The organism is Dactylosporangium salmoneum (genome assembly GCF_039532525.1).
Taxonomy (GTDB): domain Bacteria; phylum Actinomycetota; class Actinomycetes; order Mycobacteriales; family Micromonosporaceae; genus Dactylosporangium; species Dactylosporangium salmoneum.
In genome coordinates this window covers 58,651-74,291 of the sequence record NZ_BAAARV010000069.1, presented here as the reverse complement: position 1 = coordinate 74,291, position 15,641 = coordinate 58,651, and the positions used below count along the sequence as shown (strand labels likewise).

17 protein-coding genes are annotated in these 15,641 nt (G+C 72.8%); 7 read left to right on the top strand and 10 right to left on the bottom strand.

The genetic code is table 11. The features are described from left to right. Nucleotides 1-83: 83 nt before the first annotated feature. Nucleotides 84-1,298, bottom strand: coding sequence for a pyridoxal phosphate-dependent aminotransferase (locus ABD352_RS35385; RefSeq protein WP_344616899.1), 1,215 nt, complete (start codon nt 1,296-1,298; stop codon nt 84-86). Nucleotides 1,299-1,396: 98 nt separating this feature from the next. Between ABD352_RS35385 and ABD352_RS35380 the strand changes: the two genes are divergently transcribed. Both ABD352_RS35380 and ABD352_RS35375 read left to right on the top strand, forming a co-directional pair. Next, the gene (locus ABD352_RS35380; RefSeq protein WP_344616898.1) at nt 1,397-2,356 is read left to right on the top strand and encodes a ketopantoate reductase family protein; all 960 of its coding nucleotides are present in this window, start codon (nt 1,397-1,399) and stop codon (nt 2,354-2,356) included. A 78-nt stretch (nt 2,357-2,434) separates the two neighbouring features. Then, complete coding sequence (locus ABD352_RS35375; protein ID WP_344616971.1) at nt 2,435-3,073, top strand: HAD family hydrolase; 639 nt, start codon at nt 2,435-2,437, stop codon at nt 3,071-3,073. A gap of 17 nt (nt 3,074-3,090) precedes the next feature. Here the strand turns inward: ABD352_RS35375 and ABD352_RS35370 are convergent, their stop codons facing one another. Continuing rightward, nucleotides 3,091-3,867 carry an SDR family oxidoreductase gene (locus ABD352_RS35370; protein WP_344616897.1) on the bottom strand — a complete coding sequence of 259 codons (777 nt, stop codon included), beginning with the start codon at nt 3,865-3,867 and terminating at the stop codon, nt 3,091-3,093. 62 nt (nt 3,868-3,929) lie between these two features. On the opposite strand from ABD352_RS35370, the gene ABD352_RS35365 reads away from it, so the two are divergent. Further along, the gene (locus tag ABD352_RS35365) at nt 3,930-4,724 is read left to right on the top strand and encodes a GntR family transcriptional regulator (protein WP_344616896.1); all 795 of its coding nucleotides are present in this window, start codon (nt 3,930-3,932) and stop codon (nt 4,722-4,724) included. Nucleotides 4,725-4,828: 104 nt separating this feature from the next. Here the strand turns inward: ABD352_RS35365 and mctP are convergent, their stop codons facing one another. The 3 genes from mctP to ABD352_RS35350 form a co-directional block, all read right to left on the bottom strand. Then, the gene (gene mctP, locus ABD352_RS35360; protein WP_344616895.1) at nt 4,829-6,484 is read right to left on the bottom strand and encodes a monocarboxylate uptake permease MctP; all 1,656 of its coding nucleotides are present in this window, start codon (nt 6,482-6,484) and stop codon (nt 4,829-4,831) included. 6 nt (nt 6,485-6,490) lie between these two features. Continuing rightward, entirely contained in the window at nt 6,491-6,712 is a 222-nt protein-coding gene (locus ABD352_RS35355; protein WP_344616894.1) for a DUF3311 domain-containing protein, read from the bottom strand. 122 nt (nt 6,713-6,834) lie between these two features. After that, the gene (locus ABD352_RS35350) at nt 6,835-7,743 is read right to left on the bottom strand and encodes a threonine ammonia-lyase (RefSeq protein WP_344616893.1); all 909 of its coding nucleotides are present in this window, start codon (nt 7,741-7,743) and stop codon (nt 6,835-6,837) included. Nucleotides 7,744-7,817: 74 nt separating this feature from the next. Between ABD352_RS35350 and ABD352_RS35345 the strand changes: the two genes are divergently transcribed. Further along, the gene (locus ABD352_RS35345) at nt 7,818-8,744 is read left to right on the top strand and encodes a LysR family transcriptional regulator (protein ID WP_344616892.1); all 927 of its coding nucleotides are present in this window, start codon (nt 7,818-7,820) and stop codon (nt 8,742-8,744) included. Here the strand turns inward: ABD352_RS35345 and mshC are convergent. Next, complete coding sequence (gene mshC, locus ABD352_RS35340; RefSeq protein ID WP_344616891.1) at nt 8,741-9,991, bottom strand: cysteine--1-D-myo-inosityl 2-amino-2-deoxy-alpha-D-glucopyranoside ligase; 1,251 nt, start codon at nt 9,989-9,991, stop codon at nt 8,741-8,743. The genes ABD352_RS35345 and mshC overlap by 4 nt on opposite strands. Nucleotides 9,992-10,090: 99 nt before the next feature. Here mshC and ABD352_RS35335 point away from each other — a divergent pair, with 99 nt between their 5' ends. Beyond that, nucleotides 10,091-10,879: a MerR family transcriptional regulator gene (locus ABD352_RS35335; protein ID WP_344616890.1), complete on the top strand. Its 789-nt coding sequence runs from the start codon at nt 10,091-10,093 to the stop codon at nt 10,877-10,879. Nucleotides 10,880-11,026: 147 nt separating this feature from the next. Next, the gene (locus ABD352_RS35330; RefSeq protein ID WP_425553793.1) at nt 11,027-11,380 is read left to right on the top strand and encodes a VOC family protein; all 354 of its coding nucleotides are present in this window, start codon (nt 11,027-11,029) and stop codon (nt 11,378-11,380) included. On the opposite strand, the gene ABD352_RS35325 is transcribed toward ABD352_RS35330, so the two are convergent. Genes ABD352_RS35325 through ABD352_RS35310 form a run of 4 tightly spaced genes read right to left on the bottom strand, consistent with a single transcriptional unit; the run spans nt 11,381 to nt 14,557 of the window. Then, on the bottom strand, nt 11,381-12,184 hold the full coding sequence (locus ABD352_RS35325) for an SCO1664 family protein (protein ID WP_344616888.1): 804 nt from the start codon (nt 12,182-12,184) through the stop codon (nt 11,381-11,383). It abuts the gene before it with no gap. A gap of 6 nt (nt 12,185-12,190) precedes the next feature. Further along, the gene (locus ABD352_RS35320; protein ID WP_344616887.1) at nt 12,191-12,754 is read right to left on the bottom strand and encodes a DUF3090 domain-containing protein; all 564 of its coding nucleotides are present in this window, start codon (nt 12,752-12,754) and stop codon (nt 12,191-12,193) included. 51 nt (nt 12,755-12,805) lie between these two features. Beyond that, nucleotides 12,806-13,510 (bottom strand): histidine phosphatase family protein, encoded by a 705-nt coding sequence (locus tag ABD352_RS35315; protein ID WP_344616886.1) that lies wholly within the window; start codon nt 13,508-13,510, stop codon nt 12,806-12,808. 3 nt (nt 13,511-13,513) lie between these two features. Further along, the gene (locus ABD352_RS35310) at nt 13,514-14,557 is read right to left on the bottom strand and encodes an LLM class F420-dependent oxidoreductase (protein WP_344616885.1); all 1,044 of its coding nucleotides are present in this window, start codon (nt 14,555-14,557) and stop codon (nt 13,514-13,516) included. 106 nt (nt 14,558-14,663) lie between these two features. Here ABD352_RS35310 and ABD352_RS35305 point away from each other — a divergent pair, with 106 nt between their 5' ends. After that, nucleotides 14,664-15,635, top strand: coding sequence for an aldo/keto reductase (locus ABD352_RS35305; RefSeq protein ID WP_344616884.1), 972 nt, complete (start codon nt 14,664-14,666; stop codon nt 15,633-15,635). The last annotated feature ends 6 nt before the right edge of the window (nt 15,636-15,641 follow it).

Genomic DNA, 15,641 nt, shown 5'->3' with positions numbered 1-15,641 from the left:
GCCCCCCAGGGCCTCCCGGTCACTGACGGGAGCAACGGTCGCAAGTTGCACGGACCGGAGCCATGATCTGCAAAAACGGACATTTAGTCCTGGACGTAGGTACTCAGGAACCGGCCCAGGCGGGTCACCGCGTCCTCCAGGTCGGTGACCCTCGGCAGCGTCACGATCCGGAAGTGGTCCGGGTGGTGCCAGTTGAAGCCCGTCCCCTGCACGATCAGCACCTTCTCCGCCTTGAGCAGGTCGAGGGCGAAGCGCAGGTCGTCCTTGATCGGGTGCACGTCCGGGTCGAGGCGCGGGAACATGTACAGCGCCCCCTGCGGCTTCACGCACGACACGCCCGGGATCTCGTTGAGCATCTTCCAGGCCACGTCCCGCTGCTCCAGCAGCCGCCCGCCCGGCAGGATCAGGTCGTTGATGCTCTGGTAGCCGCCCAGGGCCGTCTGCACCGCGTACTGCGTCGGCACGTTCGGGCACAGCCGCATGTTGGCCAGGATGTCCAGGCCCTCGATGTAGCTGGTGGCGTGCCCCTTCGGGCCGGCCAGCACCATCCAGCCGGTGCGGAACCCGGCCACCCGGTAGGCCTTGGACAGGCCGTTGAACGTGATCGTGAGCAGGTCGGGGGCGAGCGCGGCGGTCGAGGTGTGCTCGGCGTCGTCGTAGAGGATCTTGTCGTAGATCTCGTCGGAGAAGATCAGCAGGTTGTGCCGGCGGGCCACCTCGGCGATGCGCTCGAGCAGCTCGGTGGAGTACACGGCGCCGGTCGGGTTGTTCGGGTTGATCACGACGATGGCCTTCGTCCGCGGCGTCACCTTCGCGGCGATGTCCTCCACGTCGGGCATCCACTCGTTGCTCTCGTCGCACAGGTAGTGCACGGGCCGCCCGCCGCACAGCGACACCGACGCCGTCCACAGCGGGTAGTCCGGCGACGGGATCAGCACCTCGTCGCCGTTGTCCAGCAGCGCCTGCAGCGACATGACGATGAGCTCGGAGACGCCGTTGCCGAGGTACACGTCCTCGATGTCGACGCCGTAGACGCCCTTCTGCTGGTAGTACTGCACCACGGCCCGCCGGGCCGACAGCAGGCCCTTCGAGTCGCCGTAGCCGTGCGCGGCCGGCAGGTTGAGGATGACGTCCTGCAGAATCTCCTCCGGCGCGTCGAAGCCGAACGGCGCCGGGTTGCCGATGTTGAGCTTCAGGATGTGGTGGCCGTCGGCCTCCATGCGCTTGGCGGCGGCCATCACCGGTCCGCGGATGTCGTAACAGACGTTGGCCAGCTTCGCGGACTGAGTCACCTGCATGCCAGGCACATTACGGGCCGGTGTCCCTATCTCCGGTAACCACTTCCCACCATGTGGCTCCCGACGCCCGCCGGGCCGCGCACGGTACGGTCGACGATGTGCGATTCGTGATCATCGGGGCGGGTGCGGTCGGTGGGGTCGTCGCTGGGCGGCTCGCCGGCTCCGGCACCGACGTGGCGGTGGTGGCCCGCGGCCCCCACCTCGAGGCGATCCGCCGCGACGGCCTGCTGCTGCGCGAAGCGTCGGGCGACTCCGTGCACCGCATCCCGGCGTTCGCCACCCCGGCCGAGGCCGGCTGGCGCCCGGACGACGTCGCGGTCCTCGCCGTGAAGAGCTACGACACGGTCGGCGTCCTCGAACAGCTACCGCGCGACCTGCCCGTGGTCTGCCTGCAGAACGGCGTCGCCAACGAGCGGTCCGCGCTGCGGCGCAACGCCGAGGTGTACGGCGTGTGCGTCATGCTCCCCTCGGCGCACCTGTCGCCGGGCGTCGTCGTCGCCCAGTGCGCCCCGGTCCCCGGCATCCTCGACATCGGCCGGTACCCGGCCGGCACCGACGGCCTCGCCACCGAGATCGCGGCCCGGCTCGTGAAGGCCGGCTTCCACGCCGAGCCGCGGCCCGACATCATGCGCCGCAAGTACACCAAGCTGCTCATGAACCTCGGCAACGCCGTCGAGGCCCTGTGCGGCCGGGTCGACGGCCTCGACGAGGCCACGGCCCCGGTGCGCGCCGAGGGCGAGGCGGTCCTGCGCGCCGCCGGCATCGACTTCGCCTCCGCCGAGGAGGACGCCGAGCGCCGCGGCGACATCCTGCAGCTGCGCCTCGTCGGCGGCGAGGAGCGCGGCGGCGGCTCGACCTGGCAGAGCCTGGCCCGCCGCACCGGCAGCGTCGAGGCCGACTACCTCAACGGCGAGATCGTGCTGCTCGGCCGCCTGCACGGGGTGCCGACCCCGGCCAACGAGACGGCCCGCCGGCTGGTCCTGGCGGCCGCGCACGCGGGCACCGGCCCCGGCTCCCTGACCCCGGACGAGTTCCTGGCCCGGCTCCGCTCGGCGTGAGTTAGCGCACGGTACACCCTCGGTGCACCCGATCCGGAACCCGCGCTTGGCAGGATCGGTGCCGTGGCGATGCAGGCGGTGCTCTTCGACATGGACGGGACCCTCGTGGACAGCGAGAAGGTCTGGGAGGTCGGGCTGAACGAGCTCTCCGCCCACTACGACCGCACGCTGTCGGCCCGGGCCCGCCGGGCGATGGTCGGCACCAACATGTCCGACTCCATGCGCATCCTGCACGACGACCTCGGCCTGCCGGCGACCCGCGCGGCGATGGACGAGAGCGTCGTGTGGCTGGAGGAGCGGGTCAAGGAGCTGCTGCGCGAGGGCGTGCCGTGGCGGCCCGGCGCCAAGGAGCTGCTCGCCGCCCTGCGGGCCGAGGGCGTACCGCTGGCCCTCGTCACCGCCACCCATCGGCACCTCGTCGACGTCGCCCTGCTGACCATCGGCGCCGCCAACTTCGACGCCGTCGTGGCCGGCGACGAGGTGGACGAGACCAAGCCGCACCCGATGCCGTACCTGACCGCGGCCCGCCTGCTCGGCGCCGACGCGACGCGCTGCGTGGCGGTCGAGGACTCCCCCAACGGCATCCGCAGCGCCCGCGCCGCCGGCTGCGCGGTCCTGGCCGTGCCGTGCGAGGTCGAGCTCGACCCCGAGGGCGTGACCCTGATCGGCTCCCTGCTCGACGTCGACGTCGACTACCTGCGCAAGCTGGTCGGCTAGGGACAGCGGCCGGGGTCTTAGCGGGAGGACCATCCGCCGTCGGAGGCGATGGTCTGGCCGGTGACCCAGGCGGCGGCGTCGCTGAGCAGCCAGGCCACCAGGGCCGCGGTGTCGGCCGGGGTGCTCCAGCGGCCGCCCGGGTTGCGCGCGGCCACGTCGGCGCGGACCTCCTCGGTGGCGTAGCCGGTGTCGTTGGGACCCGGGTTGACGCAGTTCACGGTGATGTTCCTCGGCATCAGGTGTACGGCGAGGCTCCGCGTCACCTCGTGCAGCGCCGCCTTCGACGCGATGTACGGCAGCTCCCCCGGCATCGCCCCGTGATACTGGCCCGAGGTGAACAGCACCACCCGCCCGCCGCCGCGGGCCGGGTCGTGCTGGGCCGCGAACGCCTGGACCAGCAGCAGCGTGGCCCGTGTGTTCACCGCGTAGCTGAGGTCGAGCTCGGCCGCCGTGAGGTCCTCGAGGGCCTGGCCGCTGGAGCGGGCGTGGTTGGCCACGATCGCGTCCACCGCCCCGAACGCGTCCCGGGCCGCCTCGACCAGGCGGCGGGGAGCGCCCGGGTCGGCGAGGTCGGCGGCGACGTGCTCGGCCCGGCCGCCGGCCCGCCGCACCTCGGCGACCAGCGCCTCCGCCCCGCCCGGGTCGGCGCCCCACTCCTGCTCGCGGTCGTGCGGCTCCCAGGAGTGGACGAGGACGGCCGCGCCGTCGGCGGCTATTCGCCGTACCACCGCGGCGCCTATGGCGATCCTCCGGCTGGCGCCGGTCACGATGGTCACCCGCTGCCGGTTCGTCATCGGTGCACCTTATGTTGCCGATTGCGTTGCGTGGGGCATCCTAGGAGGCTAGTTTGGTGGGCATGACCATCAATCCCGGGGCCGCGGAGTTCCCGCATCGGCAGATCGGCGCGCAGCTGCGGGCGCAGATCCAGCGCGGGGACTGGGGGCCCGGCGAGCGGCTGCCGTCCATCCCGGCGCTCGCGGCGCAGTTCGGGGTGGCGAAGCAGACCGTGCAGCGCACGATCGACCAGCTGCGGATCGAGGGGCTGCTCATCACGCGGCCGGGTTCGGGGACGTTCGTGCGCGGCACGAAGCGGCGCATGAACCGGCTCTCGCGCGGACGGTACGGCGCCCAGCGCGGCTACCACGCGGAGCTCGCGGCGCGGTACCGGCAGCATCTCATGATCGTGGCGCAGATGCCGGCGCCGGCCGAGGTGGCCGAGGCGTTCGGGCTCGACGCGGGAGCGCCGCTGCTGGTGCGGCGCCACCTCGTGCGCACCGGGGACGCGCCGGTCGAGGTCGGGGCTTCCTGGTTCAGGCCGAACGACGTGCGCGGGACGTCGATCGAGCGGCCCGACGTGTTCGACCGGCCGCTGTACCAGGAGGTCGAGGAGGAGCTGGGCCGCCGCTACGCCAGCGCCCGCGACCAGGTCAGCGCCCGGCTGCCCACGCGCGAGGAGGCCGAGCTGCTGCAGATCCGGCCGGACACGCCGGTGCTGGTGCTGCTGCACGTGGCCTTCGACGAGGACCACAAGCCGATCGAGGTGGCCCAGGCGACCTGGCCGGGGCCGATGACGACGCTCACCGAGGAGTACCGCATCCCGGCGCCCCGCCCGGACCTGCCCGACGACGAGCCGGGCCTGGCCCTGGGCTGAGGCCGGGCGCGCCTATCCGATCAGGCCGAGCTGCTGCAGGTGGCTGACGTCGTCGCGCACGCCCCGGCCCGGGCGGCGGCGCGCGCCGCCGCCCGGGCGGGCGGTCAGGTGATCGGGTCCGGCGCCGCGGCCGCCGGTGCCGGGGACGTCGGCGTGTCGGTCAGGCGCGGGTCGCCCTCGTCGGCGAAGTAGTCCGCCGGCTGCGTGTCGTCGCCGCCGTCGGCAACCGAGGTGGCCCGCAGGATCAGCGTCACGACGACGGCGACCAGCAGGTTCGCCACGACCGCCACGAAGCCGACGTAGATGGTCTTCTTCGTGTCCAGGCCCCACTCGCTGAGCGGGAAGGCGGAGCCGGCGAAGTGCCGGCCCGTCGTCGGGTTCTTCACCAGGTAGAGCATCCACAGGCCGAGGCCCATGCCGGCGGCCCAGCCGGCCGCCAGGGCGCCGCGGTGGAACCAGCGGGTGAACAGGCCCAGGCCCACCGCCGGCAGCGTCTGCAGGATGATGACCCCGCCGATGAGCTGCAGGTCGATGGAGAACTGCGGGTCGACGAAGACCACGAAGACCAGGGCGCCGAACTTCACCAGCAGCGACATGATCTTCGAGGCCTGGGCCTCCTGGGCCGGGGTGGCATCGCGCTTGAGGTACTCGCGGTAGATGTTGCGGGTGAACAGGTTGGCCGCGGCGATGGACATGATGGCCGCCGGGACCAGCGCGCCGATGCCGACCGCGGCGTAGGCGACGCCCGCGAACCAGTCCGGGAACAGCTTGTCGAACAGCAGCGGCACCACGGTGTTGTTGTCCGGGGTGCCGTTGGGGTTCTTCAGCGGCACCACGCCGGCGGCGATCGCGGCGAAGCCGAGCAGGGCGATGAGGCCGAGCAGGAACGAGTACGCCGGAAGGGCCGACATGTTGCGCTTGATGGTGTCGCGGTTCTTGCTGGCCAGGACGCCGGTCAGGCTGTGCGGGTACAGGAACAGCGCCAGCGCCGAGCCCAGGGCCAGCGTGAAGTACTGCACCTGATTGTTGGCGTTGAGCAGGATGCCGTCGGCCGGCGAGGCGGTCTTGGCGAACTTCGCGTCGGCGGCGTCGAAGATCGCGCCCCAGCCGCCGAGCTTGGCCGGCAGGTAGAACACGGCGACCAGGATCACCACGTAGATGAGGATGTCCTTGACGAAGGCGATGAGCGCGGGCGCCCGCAGGCCGCTGGAGTACGTGTAGGCGGCCAGGATCGCGAACGCGATGATGATCGGCAGGTGCCGGGCCAGGGTGCCGGAGCCGGTGAGGCCCATCGTCTTGAGCACGGACTCGATGCCGACGAGCTGCAGCGCGATGTACGGCATGGTGGCCACGATCCCCGTGATGGCGATCAGCAGCGCGAGCGTCGGCGACTGGAACCGGGCCCGCACGAAGTCCGCCGGCGTCACGAACCCGTGCCGGTGCGACACCGACCACATGCGCACCAGCACCAGGAAGACCAGCGGATAGATGATGACGGTGTACGGCACGGCGAAGAACCCGGCCGCGCCGGAGGCGAACAGCAGGGCTGGCACGGCGACGAACGTGTACGCCGTGTAGAGGTCACCGCCCACCAGGAACCAGGTGACCCAGCCGCCGAAGCTGCGCCCGCCCAGGCCCCACTCGTCGAGGTGGGCCAGGGTGTCCGGGCGGCGCCAGCGGGCGGCGACGAAGCCGACCGCACTGACGGCGAGGAACAGGATGACGAAGATGGCGATCTCGAGCTCATGGTCGCGCCACATGCCCGCTCACCGCCGCTTCGTCATCTGGTAGACGAGCGTGGTGGTGCCCACGCCGAGCACGATGAAGGCCAGCTGGAGCCAGTAGAACCGCGGGAAGCCGAGCAGGCGGGGTCCGTCGGCGTTGAACAGGAAAGTGAGCAGCGGCACGACGATCGGGATGAACAGCAGCCAGTTCCACGGGCTGCGGTCACCCGCCCTCGGCGTGGTGCGCTCTTCGGGTCCGGTCACGGCGACCTCTTTTCGACGGGGGTCGGCCTGGGCGGCAGGCCTTATTGATCGACGTAACCTGATCCATGGCGAGGGTCGAGCGGGGCCGGACGGCGAATCGGCGAGCGGTAGGAACAAAGCGCCTAACGGGCAAGCTCCAATTCGGTGGCGTTGGCCCCCGTGACGACCACCCCGACGGCGCGGCCCATGAGGTCGGGCCGGGCGAGCACCGCGGCCAGCGCCGCCGCGCCGGCCCCCTCGGCCTGGGTGCCGGCCCGCCGGGCCAGCAGCCGCCGGGCCGCGTCGATCTCGTCGTCGCCCACCAGCACGAAGTCCGCCAGGTGGGCGCGCAGCAGCGCCTGCGGCCCCTCGAAGCCGCGCCCGGTGGCCAGCCCGTCGACGCGGGTGCGGTTCTCGCGGCGCACGCAGTGGCCCGCCCGCCACGAGTCGTGCGCGGCCGGCGCGGCCGCCGACTGCACGCCGATGACCCGGCAGCCGGGCGCGACCGCAGCCGCGACCAGGCCGGCGGCGGCCGCGCCGGTGCCCGAGCCGACCGGGACGACCACGGTGTCGAGGCCGGGATGGCGCTCGAACAGCTCCAGGTAGGCGGTGGCCACCCCGGCGATCAGTGCCGGCTCGTCGCCCGGGCTGACCAGCCGGCCGGGCAGCGTCTGCGCGTGCGCCTCGGCGTCGCCCATGTTCGCCCCGTGCCGCACGACCGCCGCGCCCAGCGCCTCGACCGCGCGGACCTTGAGCTCGGCGGCGTGCTCCGGCATGACGACGGTGGCGTGGCGGCCGAACGCGCGGGCCGCGTACGCGATGGCGCGGGCGTGGTTGCCGGTGGAGTAGGTGACCACGGGCTCGTCCAGCCCGGCCAGCAGGTTGAGCGCCCCGCGGACCTTGAACGCGCCGGTGGGCTGGGCGTTCTCGTGCTTGACCACGAGGTGGCGCCCGGCGGCCTCGTCGAGCAGCGGATACGACCAGGACGGGGTGGGCGGCAGGTGGTCCCGGATGAGCCGGCGGGCCCGCAGGACATCGCGCATCGTGAGCATGGGATGAGCTTCCCGCGGTACGAATGATAAATCCAATGCTTGTGAAGGCGGAAAAGCATAGGCACGATTGATGAATGCTGGACGTGACGCGGCTGCGGGTGCTCGTGGCGGTGGCCAGGCACGGGTCGGTGACCGCGGCGGCCGAGGCGCTGCACTATGCGCAGCCCTCGGTGAGCCACCACCTCGCCCGGCTGGAGGCCGAGACCGGGGCGCAGCTGCTGCAGCGGGTGGGCCGCGGGGTGCGGCTCACGCCGGCGGGCCTGCTGCTGGCCGAGCGGGCCGAGGAGATCCTGGGCCGCCTCGACGCCGCCGAGGCGGAACTGGCCGAGCACAGCGGCCTGCGCGCGGGCCGGGTCCGCCTGGCCGCGTTCCCGTCGGCGCTGGGCTCGTTCGTCCCGCTCGCCGCCGCCGGGTTCGCCGCGGCCCATCCGGACGTGGCCCTGGAGTTCGTGGAGGCCGAGCCCCCGGAGGCGCTGCGCCTGCTGCGCGCGGGCGAGGCGGACCTGGCCGTGGTGTTCGACTACAGCCAGGACGGCTCCGCCGGGGCGCGGCTGACCCCGCTGTTCGAGGAGCCGCTGCACCTGGTCACCCGCCCCGGCGAGGAGGGCGAGGAACTCTCCGCGTTCCGGCGGGCGCGATGGATCGCGGGCTGCGCGCGCTGCCGGGAGAGCCTGGTCCGGCGGTGCGGGGAGGCGGGGTTCACGCCCGACATCGCGTTCACCACCGACGACTACGTCGCCGTGCAGGCGCTGGTCGCGGCGGGCCTGGGGGTCACCATCCTGCCGGACCTGGCGCTGCGGGCGCACCGCTCCCCCGCCGTGGGGACCCGGGTGCTGGAGGGCGGCGAGCGCCGGGTGAGCGCGGCCGTCTACGGGGACCCGCCGGATCCGCCGGCGACGGCCAGGCTGATGCAGTACCTGACGTCGCGCGGCGGCGGGACCGGCCCCGCCGCCGGCCACCGTCCGACAGGCGGCCGGCGACGAAGGGCCGGTCAGGCTTAGAGCTTGATCCCGAGCAGGGCGTCGACCGCGGCGGTCATCAGGGCCGGGGCCTCGCGGTCGTCGCCCGCGTCGGCGAGGGTCGCGTCGACCCAGGCGTCGACGGCGGCGAGGGCGCCGGGCGAGTCGAGGTCGTCGGCGAGCCGCTCACGCAGCTGGGCGATCAGCTCGGCCCCCGACGGGCCGATGCCGGCCCGGGCCGCCGCCCGCCAGCGGCTCAGCCGCTGCTGGCCGGTCTTGAGCACGTCGTCGTTCCACTGCCGGTCGTTGCGGTAGTGGTCGGCGAGCAGGCCCAGGCGCACCGCCGTCGGGTCGACGCCGTCGCCGCGCAGCCGCGACACGAACACGAGGTTGCCCTTGCTCTTGGACATCTTCTCGCCGTCGAGGCCGATCATGCCGGCGTGCACGTAGTGCGTGGCGAACGGCGCCTTGCCCGACAGCGCCTCGGCGTGCGCGGCGGAGCACTCGTGGTGCGGGAACAGCAGGTCGTTGCCGCCGCCCTGCACGTCGATCGTGTCGCCGAGCAGGCTCTGGGCGATGACCGCGCACTCGATGTGCCAGCCGGGGCGGCCGGGGCCGAGGTCGCCGCCGTCCCAGGCCGGCTCGCCCTCGCGCAGGCCGCGCCACAGCAGCGGGTCGAGCGGGTCGCGCTTGCCGGGGCGCTGCGGGTCGCCGCCGCGCTCGGCGGCCAGGCGCAGCATCTCGGTGCGCGACAGGTTGGACTCGGTGCCGAAGCGGGGCGCCGAGGCGACGGAGAAGTACACGTCGTCGGTGCCGTCCTGCAGCGTGTACGCGTGGCCGGAGGCGAGCAGCGCCGAGACCTTGCGGGCGATCTGCGGGATCGACTCGACCGCGCCGACGTACCGCTTCGGCGGGATGATCCGCAGCGCCTCCATGTCCTCGCGGAACAGCGCGGTCTCGCGCATCGCGAGCACCACCCAGTCCTCGCCGTCGCGGGCGGCCCGCTCCAGCAGCGGGTCGTCGACGTCGGTCACGTTCTGGACGTAGTCGACCTCGAGGCCGGCGTCCCGCCACACCCGGTTGGCCAGGTCGAACGCGATCATCGTGGCGGCGTGGCCGAGGTGGGTGGCATCGTACGGGGTGATGCCGCAGACGTACATGGTGGCGGGCCGCCCGGCGATCTCGAACGGCGCGATCTCCCGCCGCGCCGAGTCGAAGAGGGCGAGCGGGGCGTCTGCCGCCCCGGGGCGGGGCAGCGTGGGCAGCGCCGGTGCGGTCCAGGACTCCATGACCAACAGCGTATCTGTGCGCGCAGGGTTCGGAGCATGTGATGATCCCCGCCTCTGCCGCTTGCAGTTCCAGTAGCTGGAAGGGTTTGACTGACTGCCATGACGACGGGCGTGCCGATCGGGGAGTTCTCGCGGCTGTGTCACCTCTCGGCCAAGACGCTGCGGTACTACCACGACATCGAGCTGCTGGTCCCGGCCGACGTGGACGCGGCCAGCGGCCACCGGCGCTACCACCCCGGCCAGGTCGGCGACGCGCACCTCATCCGGCGGCTGCGCGGCCTCGAGATGCCCCTGGCCGAGATCCGGCAGGTGCTGGCCGAGCCGGGCGAGGCCGAGCGGGCCACGGCGCTGGCCCGGCACCTCGACCGGATGGAGGCCGAGCTCGCCCGGACCCGCGACGTGGTCGCCTCGCTGCGCCGGCTGCTGGACGCGGCGCCGCCGGTGACCGTGCTGTACCGCCGCCAGCCCCCGCTGCCCGTCCTGCACGTCGCCGGCCGGGTGCGCCGCGACGAGGTGGCCGGCTGGTTCGCGGTGAGCTATACGGGACTGTTCGGCGGGCTCCTGGAGCGGGGGCTGGACCCGGCGGGGGCGGCCGGCGCGACGTACTCCTCGGAGTTCTTCGAGCAGGACGAGGGCGAGGTGGTGGCCTTCGTGCCGGTGCCGCCGGAGGTACCGCCGACGCTCACGCTGCCGGGGCGGCGGTACGCGGTGGCGGTGCACGCGGGCCCGTTCGCCGACTGCGACCTGACCTACGGGGCACTGGGTGCGCACGTGGCGGCCCGCGACGCGGCGCTGCCCGAGCCGATCGTCGAGCTGTACCTGGTGGGGCCGCAGCACACGGACGACCCTGAGCGATACCGCACAGAGGTGTGCTGGCCAGTCGAATAGTTCAGAACGAATAGTTCAAACGAAATATCCGGCGCTGGCGCGCCAGATATTTCGGACATTTCGCCTGTCGGGTTATAAATCCGAAAAGTCGTGGCGCGCCAGCGCCCGACTTTTCGTAACAAGAGGGGAACGAGCACAATGTCCGATTTGAAGATCGCGAACATCACGATCGACTGCAGCGGGGACGCCTCGGCGCTGGCCGGGTTCTACGCCGAACTGCTGCGCACCGAGGTCGACGAGGGAGCGTCGCCGTACTTCGCCACCGTCGGCCGCCGCGCCGGGTCAGTGACGCTCATGTTCATCCGCGTGCCGGACCGCACCCCCGGCAAGAACAGCGTGCACGTCGACCTGCACGCCGCGGACGTGCCGGCCGAGGTCGAGCGGGCCGTCGGGCTCGGGGCCAAGCACGTCAAGGACTTCGACGAGTACGGCGCCGTGTGGACCACACTCACCGACCCCGAGGGCAACCTGTTCGACATCGGGGCCGGGGCCGGCAGCTAGCTAGATTGGCGGCCAGGGGATCGCGTGGCGGTCCTCGTCGGGCGACGGGAAGGTCCGTGACCGCAGCAGCGCGCCGATGCGCACCGAGACCATCGCCACCTCGGCCGGCGTCAGATGGTCCGAGAGCGACTCGGCCAGCCCGGCGGAGTACTGCGCGCGGAGCTTCTCCAGCACCTCGAGCCCCTCGTCGGGGATGGGCTCGCCGGCCCACCCCCAGATGATGGTGCGCAGCTTGTCCTCGGTGTGGAAGCAGATGCCGTGGTCGACGCCGTGGACGCCGCCGTCCACGGTGTCGATCACGTGGCCGCCCTTGCGGTCGGCGTTGTTGGCCACGACGTCGAAGAGGGCGAGGTGGGCCAGGCGGGGATCGTCGGCGTGGGCGAGGACGAACGGACGGCCGTGCTCGTCGCGGGCCGAGAGGATGCGGCGCCAGCCCTTCGGCACCTTGCCGGCCGGGACGAAGCCCAGCAGCAGCTCGTCGCTCTGCAACTCCTCGTCGATCCACAGCTGGACCATGCCGGTGCCGAGCGGCCCGTCGCGCAACACGGTCGGCGGGACGATGCCCCAGCCGGTGGCCTCGGAGAGCAGCCAGGCGGAGTACTCGCGCCCGGCGAGGGTGCCGTCGGGGAAGTCCCACAGCGGACGCTCGCCGCTCACCGGCTTGTAGACGCACCGGGCCTCGGTGCCGGCGTGGGTGATCACGCAACGGAGGGTGGCGTTCGAGGCGTCCATGAGCCGGCCCTCGATCTCCATGGTGCCGTGACGCAGCAGCTCCAGCGCCTCGTCCTCGGGCAGGGCCGGCACGCGGGGCTACCGCCGGTAGCCGTTGTGGCGCGGGCAGAGGTGCCCGCGGGCGTCGAGCGGCTGCCCGCACAGCGGGCACGGCGGGCGGCCGGAGGCAACGACGCGCTTGGCCCGCTCGATGAACGCGCGGGTGGCGGCCGGGGTCAGCCGGACCCGCAGGCGGTCCCGGTCGGCCGTGGCGAGCTCGTCGTCCTCGTCCTCCTCCGGCTCCTCGGCCTCCTCCTCGCCGACCGCGATCGCCTCGATGACGACCGTGGCGGTGTCGACGTCGAACTGCAGCCCGAGGGTGCCGACCCGGAACTCCTCGTCGAGCGGCGTGTCGAGGGGCTCGTTGTCGGCGGTCTCCGCGGCCGGCTCGGCGGCGAGGTCGACCCCGAAGCGGCGGTGGGCCTCCTGCAGCAGTTCCTCGAGCTTCTCGGCCAGCAGGGAGACCTGCACCTTTTCCAGGGCGACGCTGATCAGCCGGCCGCCGCCGCGCGCCTGCAAGAAGAAGGTCCGCTCCCCCGGCGCACCTACGGTGCCGGCAACGAACCGCTCCGGCGGCTCGAATGCGTACACGTGGTGGCTCATGCTCAGAACTCTATCCACTCCGGCGGTCGGATGCCGCAGCCGGGCACAAGATCACACGGAACCGCCCGATCCGCCCCCGACGGCGGCATCCGAGGACGGTTCGCCTTCCGTCTTCTCCGGCGGCAGGAAGCCCGAGAGGTCGCCGCCCGTGTCGTTGAGGCGCAGGACGAACGAGCGCAGCGGGGTGTACCGGACCACGGTCACCGACGCCGGCTCCACCGCGATGCGCTGGAACAGGTCGAGGTGCATGCCGAGGGCGTCGGCCACGATCGCCTTGATGATGTCGCCGTGGCTGCAGGCCAGCCAGACCGCCTCCGGCCCGTGCTCGGCCGCGATGCGCGCGTCCCAGCCGCGGACCGCGTCGATCGCCCGGGCCGACATCGCGGCCATCGACTCGCCGTCCGGGCCGGGGAACACCGCGGCCGACGGGTGCGCCTGGACGGTCGACCAGAGCGGCTCCTTGGCCAGCTCCTTGAGCGGGCGGCCGGTCCAGTCGCCGTACCGGCACTCGATGATCCCCTCGTCCTCGACCACGTCGAGGACGTCGGGCAGGGCCAGGGACAGGGTCTCGAGGCAGCGCGGCAGCGGGCTGCTGACCACGGCGGCCAGCGGGAGCTTGGCCGCGGCCAGCCGCTCCCCGACGGCGGTGGCCTGGGCCCGGCCGACCTCGTCGAGGGCGACCGGCTGGTGCCCGGCGAGGACCCCGGTGGCGTTGGTGGTGGTGCGCCCGTGGCGCAGCAGAAGAACAGTGGTCACTGGTTACAGGCCCGCCTTCTCCCACGCGTCGGCCAGCTGGCGCAGCGTGGCGATCGAGTTGTCGGCATCGCCGAACACGATGGTGGAGATCTCGGTCACCCCGGCCTCCTTGTACGCCTGCAGCCGCTCCGCCACCCGCTCGACCGGGCCGAGCAGCGAGGTGCGGTCGATGAACTCCAGCGGCACCGCCGCGGCCGCGTCCCGGGGACGCTTGGCCAGGTAGAGGTCCTGCACCTCGCGGGCCGCGTCGCCGTAGCCCATCCGCGTGGCCAGGGCGTTGTAGAAGTTCTGCTCCCGCGAGCCCATGCCGCCGACGTAGAGGGCCGCGTAGTGGCGCACCAGCTCCGCGCACATCGCGACGTCGTCGCCGAAGACCACCGGTACCCCCGCGGTCACCTCGAAGCCCTCGAGCGTCTTGCCGGCCTTGGCCCGGCCCGCGGCGATGGAGGCGAGGGACTCGCTCGCGAACTCGGGGGCGAAGAAGATGGCCAGCCAGCCGTCGGCGATCTCGCCGGCCAGCTCGAGGTTCTTGGGCCCGACCGCGGCGAGGTACACCGGGACGTGGTCGCGCTCGGGGTGCAGGATGAGCTTCAGGGCCTTGCCGGGGCCGTCGGGCAGGGGCAGCTGGTAGTGCTGCCCGTCGTACTGCACGACCTTGCGCGTCAGCGCCAGGTTCACGATGTCGACGTACTCCCGGGTGCGCTGCAGCGGCTTGGCGAAGCGCACCCCGTGCCAGCCCTCGGACACCTGCGGGCCCGACACGCCGAGACCGAGCCGGAACCGGCCGCCGGAGAGCTTGTCGATCGTGGACGCGGTCATGGCCGTCATGGCGGGCGTGCGGGCCGGGATCTGGAAGACGGCGGCACCCAGCTCGATCCGCTCGGTCTGCCCGGCGATCCAGGCGAGCATCGAGGGTGCGTCCGATCCGTACGCCTCCGCCACCCATACGCAGGAGAAACCGAGCCGGTCGGCCTCCTGCGCGACGGCGAGGTGACCTTGCGGGTCGTTCCATGACGACAGGTAACCGAGGTTCAACGCAAGTCGCACATCTGCCTCCCAGGAACTCCCCCGCGCGACCCTGCACGGGCGGCACCAGGGTAGCCCGAGGCCCGCCTACCGTACGAAGGCGCCGTCCGGCCGTATCGTTCCATGCATGCAACAGCGACCGCTCGGCCGTAGCGGGCTGGCGGTATCCCGGCTGGCCCTCGGAACCATGACCTGGGGCCGTGACACCGACGCCGACGACGCGGCGGCCCAGCTCAAGACGTTCCGCGACGCGGGCGGCACCCTGCTGGACACCGCGGACGTCTACGCCGACGGCGAGGCGGAGTCCGTCATCGGCGCCCTGGTGGGCCGCCTGGTACCCCGCGACGAGCTGGTCATCGCCACGAAGGCGGGCCTGCGCCCGGGCATGACCCGCCGCCGCGACGGCTCCCGCGGCCACCTCCTGCGCGCCCTCGACACGTCCCTGCAGCGGCTCGGGACCGACTACGTGGACCTGTGGCAGGTGCACGGCTACGACCCTGACACGCCGCTGGAGGAGACGCTCTCCGCCATCGACACGGCGGTGAGCAGCGGCAAGGCCCGCTACGCCGGCGTGTCGAACTTCTCCGGCTGGCAGACCGCGCGGGCCGCCACCTGGCAGGCGGCCTGGCCCGGGCGGGCCCCGCTGGTCTCGACGCAGGTGGAGTACTCGCTGCTCGAGCGGGGCATCGAGCGCGAGGTCGTGCCCGCCTGCTCGGCCCTGGGCATCGGCATCCTGCCCTGGTCGCCGCTGGGGCGGGGGGTGCTCACCGGGAAGTACCGCACCGGGGTCCCGGCCGACTCGCGGGCGGCCTCGCCCCATTTCGAGCGGTTCGTCGCCCCCTACCTCGACGACCGCTGCGCCGGGATCGTCGAGGCGGTGGCCACGGCGGCCGGCGGCCTCGGCGTGTCGCCGCTGGAGGTGGCCCTCGCGTGGGTCCGCGACCGGCCCGGCGTCATCGCCCCGGTGCTCGGCGCCCGCACGGTCGGGCAGCTGCTCGGCGCGCTGCAGACCGAGGAGATCGTGCTGCCCCGGGAGATCCGCTCCGCCCTCGACGACGTCTCGGCGCCCACCTCCGGCTATCCGGAGCGCCAGACGTAACCTTGG